This is a genomic window from Vibrio sp. R-1, assembly GCF_035615595.1.
GTDB classification, from domain to species: domain Bacteria; phylum Pseudomonadota; class Gammaproteobacteria; order Enterobacterales; family Vibrionaceae; genus Vibrio; species Vibrio cholerae.
The window spans coordinates 1-19,313 of record NZ_WPDC01000062.1 but is presented as its reverse complement, the minus strand read 5'-3'; the positions used below and the strand labels follow the sequence as shown (position 1 = coordinate 19,313).

Here is a 19,313-nt window from a genome sequence, read left to right as displayed (position 1 = left end):
ACCGTCGTCGTGGCATGATCAAAGACCAAGAAATGGGTCTGACAGGCGTACGCGTTAAAGCAGACGTACCACTATCTGAAATGTTCGGTTACATCGGTTCTCTACGTACAATGACTTCTGGTCGTGGTCAGTTCTCTATGGAGTTCTCTCACTACGCACCATGTCCAAACAACGTAGCTGAGCAAGTTATTGCTGAAGTTAAAGAGCGTAACGCGAAGAAGTAATTCTTTGTCTTAAAGCTTAAAAAGCCCCGTAAGTGAAAGCTTACGGGGCTTTTGTTTTCCTGCCTGTGAGGACGGCTCGACAAGCAAGGCCGTCCGCTTAGCGTGCTAAGTCCTTACTCTTCCCAAACGACGAGCTGACCTTTAGGCCAGTTTTGGCCGACATCGTGATATTTCTTCTCTAGAACATGACGTTTGATCTTGAGCGTTGGCGTTAAGATGCCGTTATCAATGCTCCAAGGATCTTTAATCATTAACACCCCTTTAATTTGTTCGTGAGATTCCAATTCACTATTGATGCGTGCTATCACTTTTTGGGTGGTGCGTTCATAACGCGCACGATCAAAGTGAGGGAAATTGTGCGGAACGGCTAACAAGATGGGGGCTGGGAGACCAGAGCCGATCAAGCACATCATCTCAACTCGGCTGTATTCAAACAGCTTTTTCTCGATAGGAACGGGGGCGACGAACTTGCCTTTAGCGGTTTTAAAGGTGTCTTTTTTACGACCTTGAATGGTTAAATAGCCTTCACTATCCAATGACCCGATATCGCCAGTATGTAGCCAACCGTCATCGTTAAAGCTTTCGGCTGTCGCGGTGTCATTTTTATAGTAGCCAGCAAACAAGCCTTTGCTGCGGACTAAGATTTCTTCATCCTCCGCGATTTTCAGTTCAATGCCCGGTCCAGCATTACCCACAGTGCCGATTTTGTCAGCACGGAATGGATAGTTGAGTGTGCTGTATGCAAAGGATTCCGTCATGCCCCACGCTTCGGTAATGTTTAGTCCGACACTGCGATACCATTCGAGCAATGCTGGGGAGACTGGTGCGGAGCCACAACCGAGCACGCGAGCTTGATCTAGCCCTAAACCATCGGCCAACTTACGTTTGATGAGTGAGTTGACGAAGGGGATTTTGAGCAGAATATTCAGCTTTTTCTGCGGCAGTTTATCTTGTATGCGTTGTTGGAACAGTGTCCATAAACGAGGTACAGAAATAAACAGGGTTGGACGGTGCATTTTGACATCTTCGATAAAGGTATCGAGAGATTCCGGAAATGCGGTCAGTACGCCACCGATGATTGATGAGCCCAAAATATAAACCCGCTCAGTGATATGAGCGAGCGGCAGATATGAGAAAAGTCGATCGTTTTCTTCGATGCCTATGTGGTTGATCAGTTGTTGGGCGGACCAAGTAAATGCGCCATAAGTGAGCATGGCACCTTTCGGTTGTCCTGATGTACCCGAGGTATAAACGATGGACATCAGTTTTTCATCAAAGTGGGTGGGGCGCTCTTCACTGGGGTGGTGCTGTTTGATCAGCGTTTGAAACTCATATTGGCATTTGGCTGCCGAAGGATAAGGAAGCGAGATACTGATGAGATTAGGACGCTCTGCTAACACATGCGCAGTGGCTTTACTATCATCCAGCTTGCCGACGATCAGGATTTTACTTTCACTGTGCTCAAGGCAGTAATCGATAGTCTCACTGCCTGCGGTCGGGAAGATCGGCACACTGATGTAATCCCCGAGCATCATGGCTAAATCGCAAATAAACCATTCCGCACAGTTTTTTGAAATTAATGCGACTTTATCGCCCGGCTCAGCCCCTAAGGCTCGCAAAGCGGAAACGAGGCGTAGAGCCTTATCCGCGACTTCGGCGTAAGTAAACTCAACAAATTGGCGGTTAATAATCTGTTTTAGGTACACCTCATTCGGACGCTCTTTAGCCCAACGCAGCAACATCTCATTGGGTGGTGGGAGAGCACAAGGAGGGTGATTGAACTGATTAGGCTGGATCATTCTCAAACTCCGGGTAACGTTGTTATTATGTTAATTTATTGTAAAACGTAGCATGGAGAGCGTATTTCATCGAACCTTTTTGCATAAGAGAAGTGTAAAACTTTACGATTTGTCGACGAGATCAAACAAGACTCTGAATCTAATCAGTGGATTACTTACCCTAAGCGGTTCAATTTTGTCGATGCACGTGATTGGGAGGATGCACTCAGTGAGTGATTCCCTCGTCCTTGGGATCTTGTTCCGGGAAACGGGCAACAATCTCTTTAAGCTCTTCTTGATTCTCACGCAGGGCATTCACACAATGACGATCTAACTTGCCATCGCTGACCATTTTTTCCAGTTCCAATAGGGCATGAGGAATGGATTGCGCTTGTTTATAAGGGCGATGTGCGGTCAGGGCATCAAAGATGTTCGCGACCGCTATAATGCGTGCTGGGATAGGAATTTGGTCACTGACTAGACCAAATGGATAGCCGCTGCCATCCAAAAATTCATGGTGATAAGCCATGATTTCTCGCAAAACGGCCAAACAAGGATGGTGAGGTGTACCTAGCTTTGCAATCACTTCATTGAGTAAATCAATGCCGTATTCAATATGGTTATGAACTTGCTCTTTTTCATGGTTGGCCAGTGAAGCGCGTTTTTGCAGAAGGTCGGCTGGCAAGGCCAATTTTCCAAGATCATGGCAAGTGGCAAACTGGCTGATGTTTTCTATGAGCTCATCATCGAGCGCATACTGATCTGCGACATCGAGTGCGATGATCCGCGCGTAACGGCTGATCCGCTCTTTATGTTGCTTGATGTGGAGCCAGTGTTCGGGAGATTGAGTTTCAATTTGGTGTACATGGTCAACCAACTGATGGATTAAGGCGTATTCACCACAGATGGATTGTTGGATAAGCGATAAATAGGTTTCTAGCCGTTCAACGACTGACGCAGAAAAATAATGGCTCATTGAAGCGTTAAAAAATAGGAAACCGACGAAGGTGTGTTGATCAAAAACGGGTTTCACTAACGAAGAGCAATATTGCTGTTCCAGCAACCAGCGGTTATGGGGTGTATGGCTTTTGGCTTGATTCGCGAGATCGTGAATAATGCGCAGTGCACCGGACTCTTTGCTCTGTTGTAAAGAAGGTAAGTTCGCGAGTGGTAACTCATAATGCACAAAGTCATGACTGACCGGAGAGCTGTCGGCACAGGTTTTAATCGAGTCTTTCTTCTCATCGTACAGAGCGAATGAAATCCTTTGGATATCAGGCAGCTCTACCCGAATTTTCTCGAGCATATTGGTTAAATAGGTATTTAGCGACCCCACCGATGGGTAATAGCGAAACTGACCGACTTTGGGTTGCATCTGCATATCACCGCCCTTCCTTGCTAGCTACTCATTAAGTTTAGACAAGGTTTTGTGGATTGCCGCATTAGGGCGGTGCTTTTCTATGTCTGTTTTACTACTCGAGGTCTGTTTTACTACTCGATCACATCCCGTTGCTTTTTAGATTAAGCCGCTGAGCACACCAAATAACAAGGCGCTCCCTATCATGCCAATTAAAGGAAGTCGCAAGACTTTAAACAGGAAGAAGCCGATTAACAGGACCGCCCAATCGAGTGGGGCATGTACTGTGCTACTCCAAACGGGTTGATATAAGGCGGCGAGCAGTAAACCGACCACACAGGCGTTTACTCCTTGCATGGCTCCTGCAACTTTCGGGCGCTGAGCCAATGCCGACCAATTTTTGAGTACGCCGAGTAGCAATAAAAAACCGGGGAGAAACACGGCTAAGGTTGCGATTAAAGCGCCAACCACGGGCATCTCTGGTGTCAGCACATAGCCAAGGTAAGTGGCTAAGGTAAACATTGGGCCCGGCACCGCTTGGGCTGCCGCGTAACCTGTCAGAAATTGATCGGTCGATAGGCTGTCACCTAAGGCATTTTGTAGCAAGGGAAGAACCACATGACCGCCACCAAACACTAAGCTTCCTGCTTGGAAGAAATGGCCAAACAACTCAACCAGCGGTGAGCTTGCTGCCAATAGCGGCAGCCCGAGTAATAAACTTGCAAAAAGCAGCAGTGAAAGCCAAGAGGGGCTGAACGAGGTTGTCGAAAATGACTGTTGTGGTGCCAAGCGGGCTTGGCCAACGAAAGCGGCGATCAGAAGGACCGCAAACTGAGTGATGAGACCGGGAGCTAACGTAATCGCAACCGCAGTAAGAACACATAACCCTGCAGTAAGGCGTTGCTGACAAAAATTGCGATACATGGTTAAACAAGCATCGGCCACCACTATGATCGCGAGTAGCTTCAAGCCATGAATCACTTGTTCAAACAGTGGGGTATCAAGGAGATGGCTGCTTAGCCCCGCGAGCAGCAGCATGATGAGCACGGAGGGAAGGGTAAAACCGAGAAACGCTGCCCAAGCGCCAGCCAGACCACCACGATGATAACCAATCGCAAAACCAACTTGGCTAGAACCGGGGCCAGGAAGGAACTGGCTCAGTGCCACAAATTGTGCATATTCTTGCTCGCTAACCCAGCGTAATTTCTCAACAAAGGTGTGGCGAAAGTAACCTATATGTGCGGCTGGCCCACCAAAACTCACCCATCCGAGAGCAAAAAAAGTTCTAAAAATCGTTAGCATAATGATCTGAAGTCATCCGTAATCAATGGAAGGTCAACATCCGTAGGAGCATAGGTTATGGAGAGTCAAAGCGCAGAACAACTCCGAATGTGTAAAAAATTACACCATTATGATGGCAATCGTATGAATCGATTCAGAAATAGAAAAATTGGGTCAATATCGACCTCTATTTAAATTGTGGAAACGTTTACACAATTGGTGAGTGGTTCACAGAATCGGTGTTTGAAAGTTTGTTAGACTTTTTTGCATCTGCAGCATGTCATCATTCCTATTCAAAGCTGCGAATCTTATTGAATGACTTCTTTACTCCTCGGCTTGAGGGATGTACGCCGTAGAGCAAAGACGTTATTGGCTTGTTGCTTCGCGTATTCAAGAGGATCTTATGCGCAACTTCTCCGATATTCTTCTTAGCCAAGATTGGCAAAACCCGCACATGGTTAAATGGCACTGCCGTACACCCCATGTTCCTTTGCACAGTTATCGCACTGAGCAGGAGGCTCGTTTGGCTGTTGGGGGGAGTCGCCAATCTCTAAATGGTCAGTGGCGGTTTGCTCTGTTTGAGAAGCCAGAAGCGGTTGAGCCTGCGGTGATAGACCCGGATTTCGATGATAGCGCTTGGGCGCACATTCCTGTACCGAGTAACTGGCAGATGCAAGGCTTTGATAAGCCGATTTACACCAACATCCAATATCCATTTGCGGATCGGCCGCCTTACGTGCCGCAAGATAATCCAACTGGCTGTTATCGCCACCGTTTTACACTGGAAAAACAAGCGCTAACGGAGTCCATTCGCATCGTGTTTGATGGGGTCAATTCGGCATTTCATTTGTGGTGCAATGGTCACTGGGTCGGTTATTCGCAAGATAGCCGCTTGCCTGCCGAGTTTGAGCTCACCCCTTATCTACAAGAGGGTGAAAACCTGTTGGTGGCCATGGTGCTGCGCTGGTCTGATGGCTCTTATTTGGAAGACCAAGATATGTGGTGGCTGAGTGGCATTTTTCGCGATGTGTATCTCTACTACAAGCCGATACTCGCGATTGAAGATTTTTTTATCCGCACTGAATTGGATGCGCTTTATCAACACGCTGAATTGCGAATAGAAACTCGCTTAAGCCAAGTGACTCGTCATCATCAAGTGCAAGTGGCTTTATTCGATGCACAAGGTGAATGCGTGGCGCGTTCACAAGCCTTACATACAGGCCAGCGTGTAGTGGATGAAAAAGGAGCATGGCACGATAAAACCGAACACAGTTTAGCGATTTGCTCTCCGACACTGTGGAGTGATGAAGCACCTTACCTTTACTGCTGCGTGATCAGTTTGCTTGATGAAGATGGCGCGCCGATTGAGTTTGAAAGTGCGGCAGTCGGTTTTCGCAAAGTAGAAATCGCTCAGGGGTTACTGAAGCTCAATGGTCAGCCCTTGTTGATCCGCGGGGTGAACCGTCATGAACATCACCCAGAACTCGGGCATGTGATGGATGAAGCAAGCATGCGCCGCGATATTGAATTGATGAAACAGCATAATTTCAATGCGGTGCGCACCGCCCATTACCCCAATCACCCGCGTTGGTACGAGCTGTGTGATGAGTATGGTTTGTATGTGGTGGATGAGGCCAATCTCGAAACCCACGGCCAATTCCCGATGAGCCGACTTTCCAATGATCCACAATGGGTGAATGCCTATTTGCAGCGCATGATTGGCATGGTGGAGCGCGATAAAAACCACCCTTGTGTGATCATTTGGTCGCTCGGCAATGAATCGGGGATTGGTACCAATCATCACGCCATGTATCAGTGGACGAAACAGCGCGACCCATCGCGTCCTGTGCAATACGAAGGGGGCGGTGCTAATACGGCGGCGACCGATATTGTTTGCCCGATGTACGCGCGGGTCGAACAGCACCAGCCGCATCCTGCGGTTCCCAAATATGCGCTGAAAAATTGGATCAGTTTGCCGCAGGAAAATCGTCCCCTCATCTTGTGTGAATATGCTCATGCGATGGGCAACAGCTTGGGCGCGTTTTATAAATACTGGCAGGCGTTTCGTGAGTTTCCTCGTCTGCAAGGTGGCTTTATTTGGGATTTGGTCGATCAGGGCATTTCCAAATGGGATAGCGAGGGGCGCCACTATTGGGGCTATGGCGGTGATTTTGGGGATGCGATTAACGATCGCCAATTTTGCATAAACGGCTTGCTGTTTCCAGATCGCACGCCGCATCCGGCTTTGCATGAAGTCAAAAAAGTCCAGCAGCCGTACCAGTTTTCGCTGAGCTATCCCAAGCTCACCATTCACAATGAGCGCTTGTTTGCAGCACTGCCGCTGGAGCTGGTAGTCAGTGTGCTGTGCGATGGGCAAGAGATTAAGCAAGAGCGTCAGCCGCTCGATATTGCGCCGCGCGGCACAATCACGCTGGATTTAGCGTCGCTGCCAATGTTGCCAGAGCATGAATACCACCTCAATGTCGCCTTACTGTGCCGTGAAGATCAGCCATGGTCTCAGGCTGGGCACTGTATTGCTAGTGAGCAGTGGTGTTTGCAGCCACGAAGAAGCATGTTACCTAAAATCACACACGCTCCGCTGCCTCAATGGCAGCGAGATGGGGATAAGGTGCGCATCGAGGCGGCCAATCAGCAATGGCAGTTTAACCGCCAAACTGGGCTATTGGAGCAGTGGTGGCAAAGTGGTCAGCCCGTATTGAGTGAACCGCTGCGCGATAATTTTTACCGCGCGGTGCTGGATAACGATATTGGTACCAGCGAAGCGCAGCATCTTGACCCGAATAGCTGGATCGCACGTTGGCATGCGGCGGGCTTAGATAAGCTGCGTGTGGAATGTGAGGATCTTCGTGTCACCACCTTGAACGAGAGTGTCGAAGTGGTGGTCGATGTCGCCCATTACCATCAGCAAGCGTTAGCGCTTCGTACCCGTTGGCGTTACCAAATCTTCGGTGATGCGCAGGTAAAACTGAATGTTGAGGTGAGGGCCTGTGCCGATTTGCCGCCGCTGCCAAGAGTAGGGTTAACGCTCGCATTGCCAGTGGCAGAAACGCCAGTGTCTTGGTTTGGTCGCGGGCCGCATGAGAATTATCCAGATCGTTTGCAATCGGCCTATGTGGGGCGATACACCGCCACGGTGGATGAGCTGCATACACCGTACATTTTCCCGAGCGAAAATGGTTTGCGTTGTGATACTCGCCAGCTACAAGTGGGCGCTTTGGTGGTGGAAGGGGATTTTCACTTCTCGCTCAGTCGCTACTCACAAACGATGTTGGATAAAGCCAAAAACAGCAACGAGTTGGTGGCGGGCGATAAGTGGTATCTCAATTTGGATGCGCAGCATATGGGCGTGGGCGGCGATGATTCGTGGAGCCAAAGTGTGCACCCTGAATTTTTGCTCACTCAGCCGCACTATCAGTATCAGCTCACCTTACGTGTGAAAGCGTCATCCCCTCAATCAGCCAGAGAGCCTTAAGGCTCTCTTTTTTGTGCCACGCTGTCGCGGCGAACGATGGTGGGCGAAAAGATCATCGGATCATTTTCACGCGGCGCATCGGTTGCCAAAGCAAGAGCCAATTGAGTGGCTTTTTCCGCCATCAGTTGAATTGGGTAACGTACGGTCGTCAGGCGTGGGCGCAAATAGCGCGAAATCAGGGCATCGTCAAAACCGATCACCGAGACATGTTCAGGAACCGAATGCCCATTCTCCTCAAGCACCAACAGGGCCCCGGCGGCCATATTGTCGTTGTAAGCGACCACTGCGGTAAAAGGCAGTGATTTCACCAGTAGGTTAGTCATCGCCTGTTCGCCGCCTTCACTGTCTGGGCTGGCTTTTTCAATATAGCTGCTGCTTAGGGTGATGCCATGTTCGCTCAAGGCTTGTTGATAGCCCGCAATACGCTGGTCGGCATCCTCAATTTGATGAGAGGAGCTGATGCAAGCAATGTTTCTATGTCCTTGACGGATGAGAAAATCGGTTGCTAAATAAGCACCTTTCTGGTTGTCGAGTGAAATACAGCGATCGGCGAGTTGAGGAATATGGCGATTGACCAACACCAGCGTTTTTACCTCGTTGGCGTACTCAATCAGCTCTTCATCGGGAAGCGCTTTGGAGTGGATGACCAGTGCATCACAGCGGCTGTTGATGAGTAGCTCCAGCGCGCGACGCTCTTCTTCCGCTCGGTGATAGCCATTGCCGATCAGCAAATGTTTTCCTTCGCGGTGGGCGACAGTATCGACGGCTTTGACTAAAGTTCCAAAGAAGGGATCAGAAACATCGCTGACCAAGACCCCTATGGTATTGGTGCTTTGATTGACTAAAGCGCGAGCGGCGGCGTTCGGACGATAGCCGAGTTTGTGCATCGCACTGGTCACCGCATCAATCGAGGCTTGGCTAGCTTTCGGGGATTTGTTGATGACGCGTGAAACCGTTGCCACAGATACACCGGCTTCACGCGCTACGTCTTTTATGGTTGCCATAAGATTCCTTCTCTATCACAGGCGCAATAGTAGCGCTCTCTGTGAAAACAGCGCAATTGTAACTGAGTACATAAGAGTGAATTGTGAGCCATGACGCTTGTTCAACAGGGATTGGCGTAAAGTGTAAACGTTTTTAATGATTAAGAAGGATAAGAGTTATGGACTCGGCGTTTTTGACGGTAGGGTACGATGATTTTGCGCGGCTGGATTTACGCATTGGCACCATTGTTGAGGCAAAGCTTCATCCCCGTTCGACCCGCAACTATATTGTGCAGATTGCATTGGGAGAGCAGATGTTGCAAGCCGTCACCGCGTTAGCACCTTATTACTCGGCAGAACAATTACTCAATCAACAAGTGGTGGTGCTGTGCAATCTCAAACCGAGCTTGGTAGCTGGTGTAGAATCCCACTGCATGCTGCTGTGCGCGGAAACGCAAGATGGGGAAGAGAGTGTATTGCTCACCCCACAACGGGTTATCGCCAATGGGGTGAGAATCGTTTAGCGTACTGCGGCAATCAGTTGGTCAATCAAGCCATGCTGCTCCGGTTTTACCCCCGCCAAGTTGCCGTATTTGGGGGCGTGACGGTCATTGTCTAACGGATGCTGCCAGCCCAAGGTTTGCTCGACAAATTGCCGTGCAAACGCTTCGGAAAACTCAAGGCAGCCACTGAGTACGGTATCGACATAGGTTTGCACGATCGGGCTTTGTGAACAGGGCGGTTGATGCTGCTCGGTGACGTAAATCCAAATCGGTTTTTCAGGATCAAAATGCTCGTGGGTGTGAATACGATCCGCAGTTAACGCGATGCGCTGATAACCGCGCTCACGGCGATCAAACTCCGCTAACGCAACCTCATCAATTTCCAACAGCACACCATTAATTTGCCCGTCACCTTGGTGAACCACTAAGGGTGAAAGAATGTAACTGTCATCGATTTTGCCAAAATAGCGCACCAATCCGGTTGCGCTGGCGGGAATGGCACGTCCAGTCTGGCCGGTTAAACGGCGTGAGGCAGAATTAATCAGGCTTCCATAGCCAAAGATGTACATGATGAGTTCCTGTAACGATTTACGATTGATTATCAAAAAAGCGCAGACGGCGCAAAATCCAAAACTCTAAGCCGAAAATTAGCCCAAGTCCTGCGCAAAATAGCCCAAAGGCGATGGGCGATTCAGTCCCCGGAATGCCGCCAACGTTCACGCCTAACAAACCCGTTAAGAAACTGGTCGGCAGGAAAATTGCTGCGATCACGGAAAACAAATACGTGTTCTGGTTCATCTTCTCTGCATGGTACTGGCGCAGCTCACCTTTGATGATTTCCAGCTCACTCAAGAAGAAGTCCAAGGTTTCGTTAATCCGCGTTACCGTGTTGACGCTGTGGCGCAAACGTAAATGTTGGCTCTGCGCCAGGGCGACTTCCGAATTGAGATAATCATCCAAGGCGTATTGCTGCGGCTTAATGAAACGCTTCAATTTGAGCAGTGATTTATGGGTTTGCATCAACTCATTGCTGAGTTCGAGTTCGTCATCAAACTGGGTGATGCGCTCTTCAATCTGGTCGAGATAGAGGTCAATGTTTTTATTGATGGAATCGACCACGTGCACAATCAGCTCTGCCAAATTGGATGGGCCTTGGCCGGCTTCAAGCGCTGCGCGTACGGTACTGATCGCTTTAGACGGCGTTTTACGCGTCGAGATCAACGCGCCGTGATAATAGAGAATACGCACACTGAGCATGTCCGCAGGATCCGCGTTATCGTTAAGATTCACCCCACGCAAAATCAACAGAAAGTTCTGTTCATCATACTGCTCAAACAGGGGGCGAGTATCTTCGGCCAACAAACTGTCGATCACCGAAGAGGGGACATTTTGGTCGAGTAACCACTCGCGAAGTCCTTTAGCATCGCGTTGGCAGTGATACCAATCACCCGCTTGTAGCTGTTGTAATTGAGCAGGATGTCGCTTTGGCGCGGAATCGCCAAAACGCCAGTGATCGATGAGAAACTCCATGGATATCCTTGTTTGCAAACTTTTGATGGCAAGAAAGTAACAATGGAGTGATAAAGAGTCAAAGCCCAGAATATTTCTGGGCTTTGATTAGAGTAAGATAAACAGCTTAAAAACCACGCATCTGAATGCGGCGTAAGAACTCGGTCATGATGCGATCGTAGAGCAGATCACCCAAGAAGGCGTCTTCCACATGGTGATCGATGCTCGGGTTATCGTTCACTTCAATGACATACACTTGGCCATCAATCTCTTTGAGATCAACACCATAGAGGCCACCACCAATCAAGTTTGCGGCTTTCACCGCTACATCGACCACATGCTTAGGTACTTGTTTGAGATCGAGCGTTTCAAAGCCACCTGCGGTCACGCGGCCGCTGTTATGGTGTTGGTAAATCTGCCAGTGGCCACGGCTCATCATGTACTTACAAGCAAAAATCGCTTGACGGTTCATCACCCCGATACGCCAGTCAAAGTCGGTCGGCATAAAGGCTTGCGCCAAAATCAGCGCGCTTTTCTCAAACAGGGTGCCGGCTTCTTTCTCCAGCTCTTGCTCATTGCGCACTTTCACCACACCGCGAGAAAAGGCACCATCAGGAATTTTCAGCACCATAGGGAAATCCAACTGCTCCATCAGCCCGGTTTTCCACTCTGGGTCAAAACTGCGGATGATCACGCTCTTCGGTGCGGGTACCTTGTTGGTTTCCAACAGCTCAGTCAAAAATACCTTGTTGGTGCATTTCATGATCGATTCAGAGTCATCCATCACCACTAAGCCCATCTTCTCAGCGGTTTTCGCGAAGCGATAGGTGTAGTTACTGATGTTGGTGGTGGCGCGAATAAACAGACCATCAAATTCCCCCAAACGCGACAAATCATCCGGTGAAATAGTTTCCAAGTTCATACCCAAACGGTTGGCGGCGCGATGGAAACGTTTGAGCGCAGAAGCATCAGACGGTGGCATTTTTTCATCTGGGTCGACCAGCATTGCGATGTCGTAGCGGTACTTCTTCTCTTGTTTTGGGCGACGCCACACTTTGGTGGAGAACATTTCTAGCGACTCAATGAAGAAATCCTGCTCGGGGTCTTCTAAGTCTTGAAACGGGAAGGGAGCGATTTTGATGATCTGCCATTGCCCTTGGTATTTGTGCATTTCCAGTTCAATCACCGGCACCATGAACTGCTCAAACAGGCGGCGCGCCAGCTTTTCTAAGCCTTTTTGTGGAGTGCGGCCAAAGTAAATTTTAGTGCTGATCACATCTGTGCCGCTGCTCAGTTTGTGCATCTTGATCAGGCCGGAAGAGAGGAAAAACGGCTGATTGATGTCATTAATCGCCATCACGCGCGGAATCACGCGGTGGCCACGGGCTTCGGCCATCAAGGAAACATAGTAACCGCTACTCATGTAGCCGTAATCGCGACACAGGTTGACTACCTGTACACTGCGGTGATTGAATTTCCAGTCAGTATCGAGATATTGATCGACACTAACAACTTGTTCTGAAGGGAAATATTGTTGCCAGTCACTGACCTGATCGGTCACGATTAAAAGGTTAGCCATCGGTATATTCTTCCTATTGTCATAGGTCTATGCCCTTCCTACTTGTCATGGCAGCGGTGTTGGCTAGGTTCATTCACCCCAAACATAGAGTGAACTATGCTCATGGGGATGAATTCACTTGCTGCCTACCTGCAACTCCAAGTCGTTTGGGGCTATTATGTGAGTCGCAATCTCGTCAATCCACTCATTATTTAAGGACGTTGAATGGACATTCGTCGTGCCAATAGCGCTGATCTCAATGCGCTCAATGCGTTAGAACAACAGCTTTTTGACGGGGATAGAATCTCTCCTCGCCAAATGAAGCGTTTTTTACATTCCGACCATGCGGCGTTATTCGTGGCAGATGCCGGCGACCAGCTGGCGGGATATGCATTGCTTCTATTTCATCAAGGTACACAGCTATCAAGATTGTATTCGATTGCCGTAAAACCTGAATTCAGAGGGCAGAGAATTGCTCAGAGTTTAGTCGAGCAATGCGAGCGTGCTGCTCTTGATCAAGGCTCAACTACATTACGGCTGGAAGTGCGTGAAGACAATACCGCCGCCCTAAAATTATATGAAAAGATGGGCTATAAAACCTTGAAGTTGCTCATCCATTACTATGACGATTTGTGCGATGGGCGCAGAATGCAGAAAAGGTTAACGCCTCAAGAGTCCAAAGTCTTGCTACCGATGCCTTTGTATGTACAAACCACGCCGTTTACGTGTGGCGCAGCCTGTCTGTTGATGAGTTTTGCCTGTTTGGATAAAACCTTTGAGCCGAGCCGCACGCAAGAGATGCAGCTGTGGCGTGAAGCCACCACGATTTTTATGGCGGCTGGGCATGGTGGCTGCAGTGGGCAAGGTTTGGCGCTGGCTGCCGCAAGACGTGGCTATCATGTTGAGCTATGGAATCAATCTCGATCAACCCCTTTTATTGATAGCGTACGTGACCCCAACAAAAAGCAGATCATTGAGCTGGTACACCAAGATTTTTGCCAGCAACTCGCTGAGCAAGATGTGAGTATGATTGATGCGCCGCCATCGCAAGGCCAGCTCGAAGAGTGGGTACGGCAAGGTGCCTGTGTGCTGCTGCTCATTAGCACGTACCGTTTTGATGGCAAGAAAGAGCCGCACTGGATTGTGCTCAGTGGTTTGAGTGATAAGTTCTTCTTTTTCCACGATCCGCATGCAGAATCGGAAGAGCATGTGAGCGGTTCGGGTTATATTCCGGTGGGTAAAGCGGCACTGTCGCAAATCATCGGCTTTGGTAAGCAAAAGCAGATCGCTTGTGTGGTGATCACACCTCGCCTATAGAGTTTGAGTGAAATACACATCAAAAAGTTATAATGACTCGATTTTTCGGTGTCATTATGACTTTTTATTTTTCTAGTCTATTGATTTTAAATATGAATTATCTTGGCTTGGTTTGTGCTCATCACTGGTTTGGTCTGTGATGAAGTCGGCGAAGGAGCCAAAGTGATCAACATTATCGATAAACGTGTCGAAGAGCGTATTCCTGCCGTACTGCGGTTGGGATTTCGTCCTTTCTTCTTACTTGGCAGTGTTTATGCCGTGGTGGCGATGGTGGCTTGGGTGTGGATGTTTCAAGCCGGGCAATCGCCACGCTTGCAAGTCCCCGCGCTGTGGTGGCATGTGCATGAAATGCTGTTTGGTTTTGCGATTGCGATTGTGGCCGGATTTCTGCTCACGGCGGTGCAAAACTGGACGGGCATGACTGGCACGAAAAGTCACCGTTTAGCTCTCATTGTGGCTTTGTGGCTAATGGTGCGGATTCTGTTTTGGTTGCCTGTGCCGCTGTGGTTAACGTCGAGTATTGAAGCGCTATTTCTTCTGGCGGTGGTCTATGAAGTGGGGTTACGGGTGGTAAAAGCCAAAGGTTGGCGCAACCTATTTTTTATCCCTCTGTTTCTGTTGGCGATTGCCGCTAACTTTGCCAGCTACGCCACCATTAAAGGTATGCCGCCATTCCCGAGCAATGCGGTGTGGCAAGCCATGCTGTGGTGGTTCATGTTGCTGCTTTCGGTGATGGGCGGGCGAGTGATTCCGTTTTTCACCGCAAGACGTTTCCAGTTTACAAAAGCTGAGCCGATTTTGGCTTTGGATGTGATCGCTAACGGTAGCTTATTGGCGCTGTTTGTACTTAGTTTCTTCCCATTGACCATGGCACAACTCGGCCAGCCTTTGATGCTGGTGGCTGGCGTCGCGCAATTGATCCGCTTTTTACGTTGGCAGCCTTGGCGTACAGTGAGTGAGCCTTTAGTCTGGTCACTGCATGCTGCCTATCTGTGTATCCCGCTGAGTTTGCTGCTGCGTGGGGGAATGAATAACGCTTGGCTGAACCACAACTTACTGCATTTATTTGCGATTGGTGCGCTCTCTGGCCTAGTTTTAAGCATGATTGCGCGTGTCACTATGGGACACACGGGACGAGCGATTTATCAAGGCCCTAACATGCAATGGGCCTTTATCGCTTTGTTGCTTGCCGCTGTCGTGCGTGGTTTGGGTGTGGGTTTGCTACTGCAGCAGTTGCTGATTTGGGTGAACCTGAGCGCTGCGCTGTGGGTGATTGCGTTTGCACTGTTTGTGCTGCGCTTTGGCGCAATGTTGCTGAAACCAAGAGTGGATGGTCATCCCGGTTAAGCGTACTGACATGCAAAAATGGAGATAAAAAATGGCTTGGATTTCCAAGCCATTTTTCTTGCATCACGAACTTCTCAAGATCAGTTGTTCTTGTGCAGTTCGCTGTTGAGTTCCACGGCCGATTTGTTGGCCAGACACTCGATTTGTCCAGTCAGTGAGTTACGACGGAACAGCAGATCAGAAACCCCAGCCAGCTCACGCGCTTTAACGATATCGACTTGGTTGCCATCTTTATCCAGCGTGCGCACTTTGGTGCCAGCCGTCACGTACAAGCCAGATTCCACAGTACAGCGATCACCTAGTGGGAAGCCCAAGCCAGCGTTTGCACCAAGCAGAGAGTTTTCACCAATCGATACCACTACTTTGCCGCCGCCAGACAGCGTACCCATGATGGATGCGCCGCCGCCGATGTCTGAGCCATTGCCCACCACAACACCCGCAGAGATACGGCCTTCAACCATGCTTACGCCAGTGGTACCCGCGTTGAAGTTGATGAAGCCTTCGTGCATGACTGTGGTGCCTTCGCCCACATGTGCGCCAAGACGTACGCGAGAAGTGTCCGCGATACGAATACCTGCAGGGACCACGTAATCGACCATTTTCGGGAATTTGTCGACGCAATCGACCGTCAGCACTCGGCCAGCCAGACGCGCTTCGATTTGGCGCTCTGCCAGTTCTGGAAGATCAATGGGGCCTTCATTGGTCCATGCGATGTTGTGCAGCAGACCGAAAATGCCATCCAGTACCGTACCGTGTGGTTTAACCAGACGGTGAGAAATCAGTTGTAGCTTGAGGTAGCCTTCAGCCACGCTTTGTGGCTTGTCATCGCTGGCCAGAATCACCAGCACGAGAGGCTGTTTGGCATTGGCAGCTTTATCAGCAAATGCTGCGCTTGCGGCTTGTTGATGAGCGGCGAAAACTGCGGCTAATTGCGCGCTTTGTGCCGCGGTAATGTCTAGCGCTTGATTGCCTTCTTGGTAACCCACGATCGGTGCCAATGCCGCAACCAAAGCGTCGCTAGGAGCCAGAATGGGGGTTGGGAAGAAGGCTTCAATAATTTTTCCATCACGATTTTTGGTCGCGGTTGCTAGACCTAAAGCAAAGTACGCCATGTTTATTCTCCATCATCAAATGTGGGTTGAGCTGTTTGCCCGCTTGTCATACATGGACAAAGCAAAGGCATTGAGTTGAGCATCCACAGCTCAACCGATAGGTGGTTCATCATAAAGAGTGGATGAGCAGGATAAAAGACCGCAGAGGCAATACGTCTGTAGAAGAATGCATTTTGTCTTTTTAAAGTGATCCCCTTCCTACTTGAAGTTGCAGCGGTGTTGGCTACGTTCGTTCACCCCAATCACATAGTTTGTCTATGCTCATGGGGATGAACTCACTTGCCGCCTACCTACAACTCCAAGTAGTTTGGGGATCCTCTTTCTACTTGAAGCTGCAGCGCTGTTGGCTACGTTCGTTTTTCGCAGTACTTCGTTTGTGAGCCAACCTCAGCAAATAAAAAACCGCTGGTTTCACTCAGCGGTTTTCTTGATTAGGCAGCGTCGTCGACCGACTCATCGTTATCACTGTCTGCAACCGCTTTCGGCTTCTTGCCCGTTGCTGGAGCAGGTTTACGCTTGGCTCCCAGTGCGCACAGTACGTCTTCTTTGTTTTGAGCCAAGAACATCGCCAGCTCTTCTTGCTTGGCTTCATCTTCGATCAGAGCACTTTTACCCAGCAGTTCGAACAACTCGTCTGCCATATCCAGCATTTTGTCATAAGCGTCAGCTTCGGCTTTCGAGGTAAAAGTCATTTTCTCTTCTCCGTTGCGCTCCACCACGTACTTCACGATAACAGCCATGGTTAATCCTCTAGTTTGTCGCTAAAAATAACTGGCTGTTTATACAGTTTTTATTCACTAAAGTCCAGTTGCGACCACCAAAATGCGCGCTGAGTCATATCCCTTGATTCACTGATTAATCGAGTTGCAGTAGGGCGCTTTGGCTCGCCCATTGTGGACAAAATTCAATAAATTGGCGCAGCAGGGGATTTTGGTATTTCTCTTTATGAACCAACATCCAGAAGCGACGTTTCATATCGAGAGGGACATTGAGAATCACCACACGCCCATCTTGTTGAGGCGTTTTCGCGGCTAATCGAGACAAGCAGCCTAGCCCTAAACCGGAAGAGACACTATTGATTAGCGCTTCGGTGGTATTGAGCTCAAAGGCTTCAATCCAATGTTCGATGCGCGGAGCAATCACACGTAGGAAAAATTCGCGCGAGCCTGAGCCAGCTTCGCGCAGCACCCAATCGCTGTGTTCAAAATCGCTCATCACCAAGCGTTCACGTTGAGCAAAAGGATGATCGGGCGCGCAGATAATGCACATTTCATCTTGGCTAAACTGAGTAGAGATGAGCTCGGGATGCAGTGTTTTGCCTTCAATCAGACCGATATCGAGCTCGTAATCGACCAGCTTTTGGCACACTTGCGCTGAGTTGGAAATAAACAGGCTTTGTGACGGATGCGGATGCAACTGCCGAAAGGCACTGATCAGATAAGGTGCAACTTGATTACCTATAGTGTCACTCGAACCGATGCGCAGTTTGCCAGTGAGCACCTGCTGCTCTGCAAACAGGCGGTCGATATCTTTGGCGCGCTGCAGCAGTTCATCGGCCATTGGCAGCAGTTTTTGCCCTTCTTGATTTAGCACCAAGCGGTTGTTGACGCGATCAAACAGTGCATGGCCAAGCTGTTTTTCCAGCTCTGACAGTGCGACACTGACCGCGGCTTTGGAGAGGCACAGCACTTCTGCGGCGACAGTCAAACTTTTATGTTGAGTGATGGTGGTGAAAACCCGCAATTGTTTGAGCGAAATATGGCTAGCCATGGCGACCGTTTAGTTTTATTGAACATGTGTTAGAAATAATTAGATAGTTGAAAACAAAGTGCAAGCGTAAGATGCGTTTATTAACCGATAACCATCAATAGAGAGACAGTATGATTCGAGCAGCAAAAGCGAAAGTGATGGGAGCGCCGACCCCAATGGCCGGCCTCGCGCTAGGGATTGCGAGCTTGGGATGGAGTTGGGAAAACATGATTGCGGCACACGGTGTCGCGCAGTGGGTGGGTGCAGCAATCGCCAGTGTGCTATTGATTGTGCTGGCCTTTAAATTTTTATGGCACGGTCACTTGTTACGCCAAGATTTGGCGCATCCGGTAGTGGGCAGTGTGGTGCCAACCTTTGCCATGGCAACCATGGTGGTATCGGCGTCATTGGGGCATTTTTACCCTGTGGCTGGCGATGCCTTGTGGCTGTTTGCCGTGGGTTTACACATTCTGTTTTTGGTGAGTTTTTTGTATCACCGCGCCCAAGCGTTTGAGCTGCACCACATGGTGCCAAGCTGGTTTGTGCCTCCTGTCGGCATTATTGTCGCTGACGTTTCTTTCTCGGGCCATCCTGCGTTAGCGCCAATTGCCTACGCGTGTTTAGTGTTTGGCATGCTGGCTTACGCCGTGATGCTGCCTATGATGATCTATCGTTTTATTTTTACACATGAAATTCCAGATGCGGCGAAGCCAACATTGGCGATCATGGCTGCACCAGCCAGCCTCTCTCTGGCGGGGTATTTGACCGTGGTGTCCGAGCCTTCACCTGTGATTGTGGCGCTGCTGTTTGGCATTGCGGTGCTGATGACCGCCATCATCTACTTAGCGTTCACGCGCTTACTGCGTCTGCCCTTTAGTCCGGGCTACGCGGCATTCACCTTCCCGATGGTGATTGGTGCGACCGCACTGTTTAAAATGGCGCACTGGATGGAAAATATCGGCGTGGCAGAGCATTACGTAGCCCAAGTGCATTGGTTAGCGAGCCTTGAGCTGATAGTAGCCACGGTGGTGGTGAGCTATGTTGCGATTCGTTATCTGGCCTTTTATCAACCACACAAAGTGTTAGTGGGTTCTCGTTAACC

At 49.5% G+C, this 19,313-nt stretch carries 15 protein-coding genes and 1 pseudogene; 6 read left to right on the top strand and 10 right to left on the bottom strand.

Going from position 1 to position 19,313, the window contains the following annotated elements:
• A pseudogene (locus tag GOU96_RS12770) lies at window positions 1-224 on the top strand (elongation factor G); the annotation flags it as partial.
• Between the two features lie 113 nt (window positions 225-337).
• Here the strand turns inward: GOU96_RS12770 and GOU96_RS12765 are convergent.
• The 3 genes from GOU96_RS12765 to chrA all read right to left on the bottom strand — a co-directional run bounded on the left by GOU96_RS12765 (window position 338) and on the right by chrA (window position 4,661).
• Window positions 338-2,023 carry an AMP-binding protein gene (locus GOU96_RS12765; RefSeq protein WP_042988401.1) on the bottom strand — a complete coding sequence of 562 codons (1,686 nt, stop codon included), beginning with the start codon at window positions 2,021-2,023 and terminating at the stop codon, window positions 338-340.
• A gap of 205 nt (window positions 2,024-2,228) precedes the next feature.
• A complete protein-coding gene (locus GOU96_RS12760; protein ID WP_001178407.1) occupies window positions 2,229-3,383 on the bottom strand; it encodes an HD-GYP domain-containing protein in 1,155 nt (384 codons plus the stop codon).
• A 135-nt stretch (window positions 3,384-3,518) separates the two neighbouring features.
• Window positions 3,519-4,661, bottom strand: coding sequence for a chromate efflux transporter (chrA, locus tag GOU96_RS12755; RefSeq protein ID WP_267780882.1), 1,143 nt, complete (start codon window positions 4,659-4,661; stop codon window positions 3,519-3,521).
• 382 nt (window positions 4,662-5,043) lie between these two features.
• On the opposite strand from chrA, the gene GOU96_RS12750 reads away from it, so the two are divergent.
• Complete coding sequence (locus GOU96_RS12750; protein WP_267780880.1) at window positions 5,044-8,133, top strand: beta-galactosidase; 3,090 nt, start codon at window positions 5,044-5,046, stop codon at window positions 8,131-8,133.
• Here the strand turns inward: GOU96_RS12750 and GOU96_RS12745 are convergent.
• Window positions 8,130-9,137 carry a substrate-binding domain-containing protein gene (locus GOU96_RS12745; protein ID WP_267780878.1) on the bottom strand — a complete coding sequence of 336 codons (1,008 nt, stop codon included), beginning with the start codon at window positions 9,135-9,137 and terminating at the stop codon, window positions 8,130-8,132. The genes GOU96_RS12750 and GOU96_RS12745 overlap by 4 nt on opposite strands.
• A 158-nt stretch (window positions 9,138-9,295) precedes the next feature.
• On the opposite strand from GOU96_RS12745, the gene GOU96_RS12740 reads away from it, so the two are divergent.
• Entirely contained in the window at window positions 9,296-9,640 is a 345-nt protein-coding gene (locus GOU96_RS12740) for a tRNA-binding protein (RefSeq protein WP_000376454.1), read from the top strand.
• Here the strand turns inward: GOU96_RS12740 and GOU96_RS12735 are convergent.
• The 3 genes from GOU96_RS12735 to GOU96_RS12725 form a co-directional block, all read right to left on the bottom strand.
• Window positions 9,637-10,188 carry a gamma-glutamylcyclotransferase family protein gene (locus GOU96_RS12735; RefSeq protein ID WP_000275213.1) on the bottom strand — a complete coding sequence of 184 codons (552 nt, stop codon included), beginning with the start codon at window positions 10,186-10,188 and terminating at the stop codon, window positions 9,637-9,639. The two genes, GOU96_RS12740 and GOU96_RS12735, sit on opposite strands and share 4 nt — an antisense overlap.
• Window positions 10,189-10,207: 19 nt before the next feature.
• Window positions 10,208-11,149, bottom strand: a complete 942-nt coding sequence (locus GOU96_RS12730; RefSeq protein WP_000394847.1) for a zinc transporter ZntB — start codon at window positions 11,147-11,149, stop codon at window positions 10,208-10,210.
• Window positions 11,150-11,255: 106 nt separating this feature from the next.
• Window positions 11,256-12,707 (bottom strand): RimK family protein, encoded by a 1,452-nt coding sequence (locus GOU96_RS12725; protein ID WP_001285017.1) that lies wholly within the window; start codon window positions 12,705-12,707, stop codon window positions 11,256-11,258.
• 204 nt (window positions 12,708-12,911) lie between these two features.
• On the opposite strand from GOU96_RS12725, the gene GOU96_RS12720 reads away from it, so the two are divergent.
• Both GOU96_RS12720 and GOU96_RS12715 read left to right on the top strand, forming a co-directional pair.
• Complete coding sequence (locus GOU96_RS12720; protein ID WP_095461510.1) at window positions 12,912-14,003, top strand: GNAT family N-acetyltransferase/peptidase C39 family protein; 1,092 nt, start codon at window positions 12,912-12,914, stop codon at window positions 14,001-14,003.
• A gap of 162 nt (window positions 14,004-14,165) precedes the next feature.
• Window positions 14,166-15,350: an NnrS family protein gene (locus GOU96_RS12715; protein ID WP_267780913.1), complete on the top strand. Its 1,185-nt coding sequence runs from the start codon at window positions 14,166-14,168 to the stop codon at window positions 15,348-15,350.
• Between the two features lie 80 nt (window positions 15,351-15,430).
• On the opposite strand, the gene dapD is transcribed toward GOU96_RS12715, so the two are convergent.
• The 3 genes from dapD to GOU96_RS12700 form a co-directional block, all read right to left on the bottom strand.
• Window positions 15,431-16,462 carry a 2,3,4,5-tetrahydropyridine-2,6-dicarboxylate N-succinyltransferase gene (gene dapD / locus GOU96_RS12710; RefSeq protein ID WP_053033344.1) on the bottom strand — a complete coding sequence of 344 codons (1,032 nt, stop codon included), beginning with the start codon at window positions 16,460-16,462 and terminating at the stop codon, window positions 15,431-15,433.
• 431 nt (window positions 16,463-16,893) lie between these two features.
• Complete coding sequence (locus GOU96_RS12705; protein ID WP_267780875.1) at window positions 16,894-17,202, bottom strand: YebG family protein; 309 nt, start codon at window positions 17,200-17,202, stop codon at window positions 16,894-16,896.
• Between the two features lie 115 nt (window positions 17,203-17,317).
• Window positions 17,318-18,232 (bottom strand): LysR family transcriptional regulator, encoded by a 915-nt coding sequence (locus GOU96_RS12700; RefSeq protein WP_134987302.1) that lies wholly within the window; start codon window positions 18,230-18,232, stop codon window positions 17,318-17,320.
• A gap of 110 nt (window positions 18,233-18,342) precedes the next feature.
• Between GOU96_RS12700 and GOU96_RS12695 the strand changes: the two genes are divergently transcribed.
• A complete protein-coding gene (locus GOU96_RS12695; protein WP_000617198.1) occupies window positions 18,343-19,311 on the top strand; it encodes a TDT family transporter in 969 nt (322 codons plus the stop codon).
• Window positions 19,312-19,313 lie beyond the last annotated feature (2 nt).

Coding starts and splice junctions, on each gene's coding strand:
- GOU96_RS12720 (WP_095461510.1), top strand. CDS start 12,912: ATGGACATTCGTCGTGCCAATAGCGCTGATCTCAATGCGCTCAATGCG.
- GOU96_RS12700 (WP_134987302.1), bottom strand. CDS start 18,232: ATGGCTAGCCATATTTCGCTCAAACAATTGCGGGTTTTCACCACCATC.
- GOU96_RS12735 (WP_000275213.1), bottom strand. CDS start 10,188: ATGTACATCTTTGGCTATGGAAGCCTGATTAATTCTGCCTCACGCCGT.
- GOU96_RS12760 (WP_001178407.1), bottom strand. CDS start 3,383: ATGCAGATGCAACCCAAAGTCGGTCAGTTTCGCTATTACCCATCGGTG.
- GOU96_RS12765 (WP_042988401.1), bottom strand. CDS start 2,023: ATGATCCAGCCTAATCAGTTCAATCACCCTCCTTGTGCTCTCCCACCA.
- GOU96_RS12750 (WP_267780880.1), top strand. CDS start 5,044: ATGCGCAACTTCTCCGATATTCTTCTTAGCCAAGATTGGCAAAACCCG.
- GOU96_RS12705 (WP_267780875.1), bottom strand. CDS start 17,202: ATGGCTGTTATCGTGAAGTACGTGGTGGAGCGCAACGGAGAAGAGAAA.
- chrA (WP_267780882.1), bottom strand. CDS start 4,661: ATGCTAACGATTTTTAGAACTTTTTTTGCTCTCGGATGGGTGAGTTTT.
- GOU96_RS12695 (WP_000617198.1), top strand. CDS start 18,343: ATGATTCGAGCAGCAAAAGCGAAAGTGATGGGAGCGCCGACCCCAATG.
- GOU96_RS12740 (WP_000376454.1), top strand. CDS start 9,296: ATGGACTCGGCGTTTTTGACGGTAGGGTACGATGATTTTGCGCGGCTG.
- GOU96_RS12730 (WP_000394847.1), bottom strand. CDS start 11,149: ATGGAGTTTCTCATCGATCACTGGCGTTTTGGCGATTCCGCGCCAAAG.
- GOU96_RS12745 (WP_267780878.1), bottom strand. CDS start 9,137: ATGGCAACCATAAAAGACGTAGCGCGTGAAGCCGGTGTATCTGTGGCA.
- GOU96_RS12725 (WP_001285017.1), bottom strand. CDS start 12,707: ATGGCTAACCTTTTAATCGTGACCGATCAGGTCAGTGACTGGCAACAA.
- dapD (WP_053033344.1), bottom strand. CDS start 16,462: ATGGCGTACTTTGCTTTAGGTCTAGCAACCGCGACCAAAAATCGTGAT.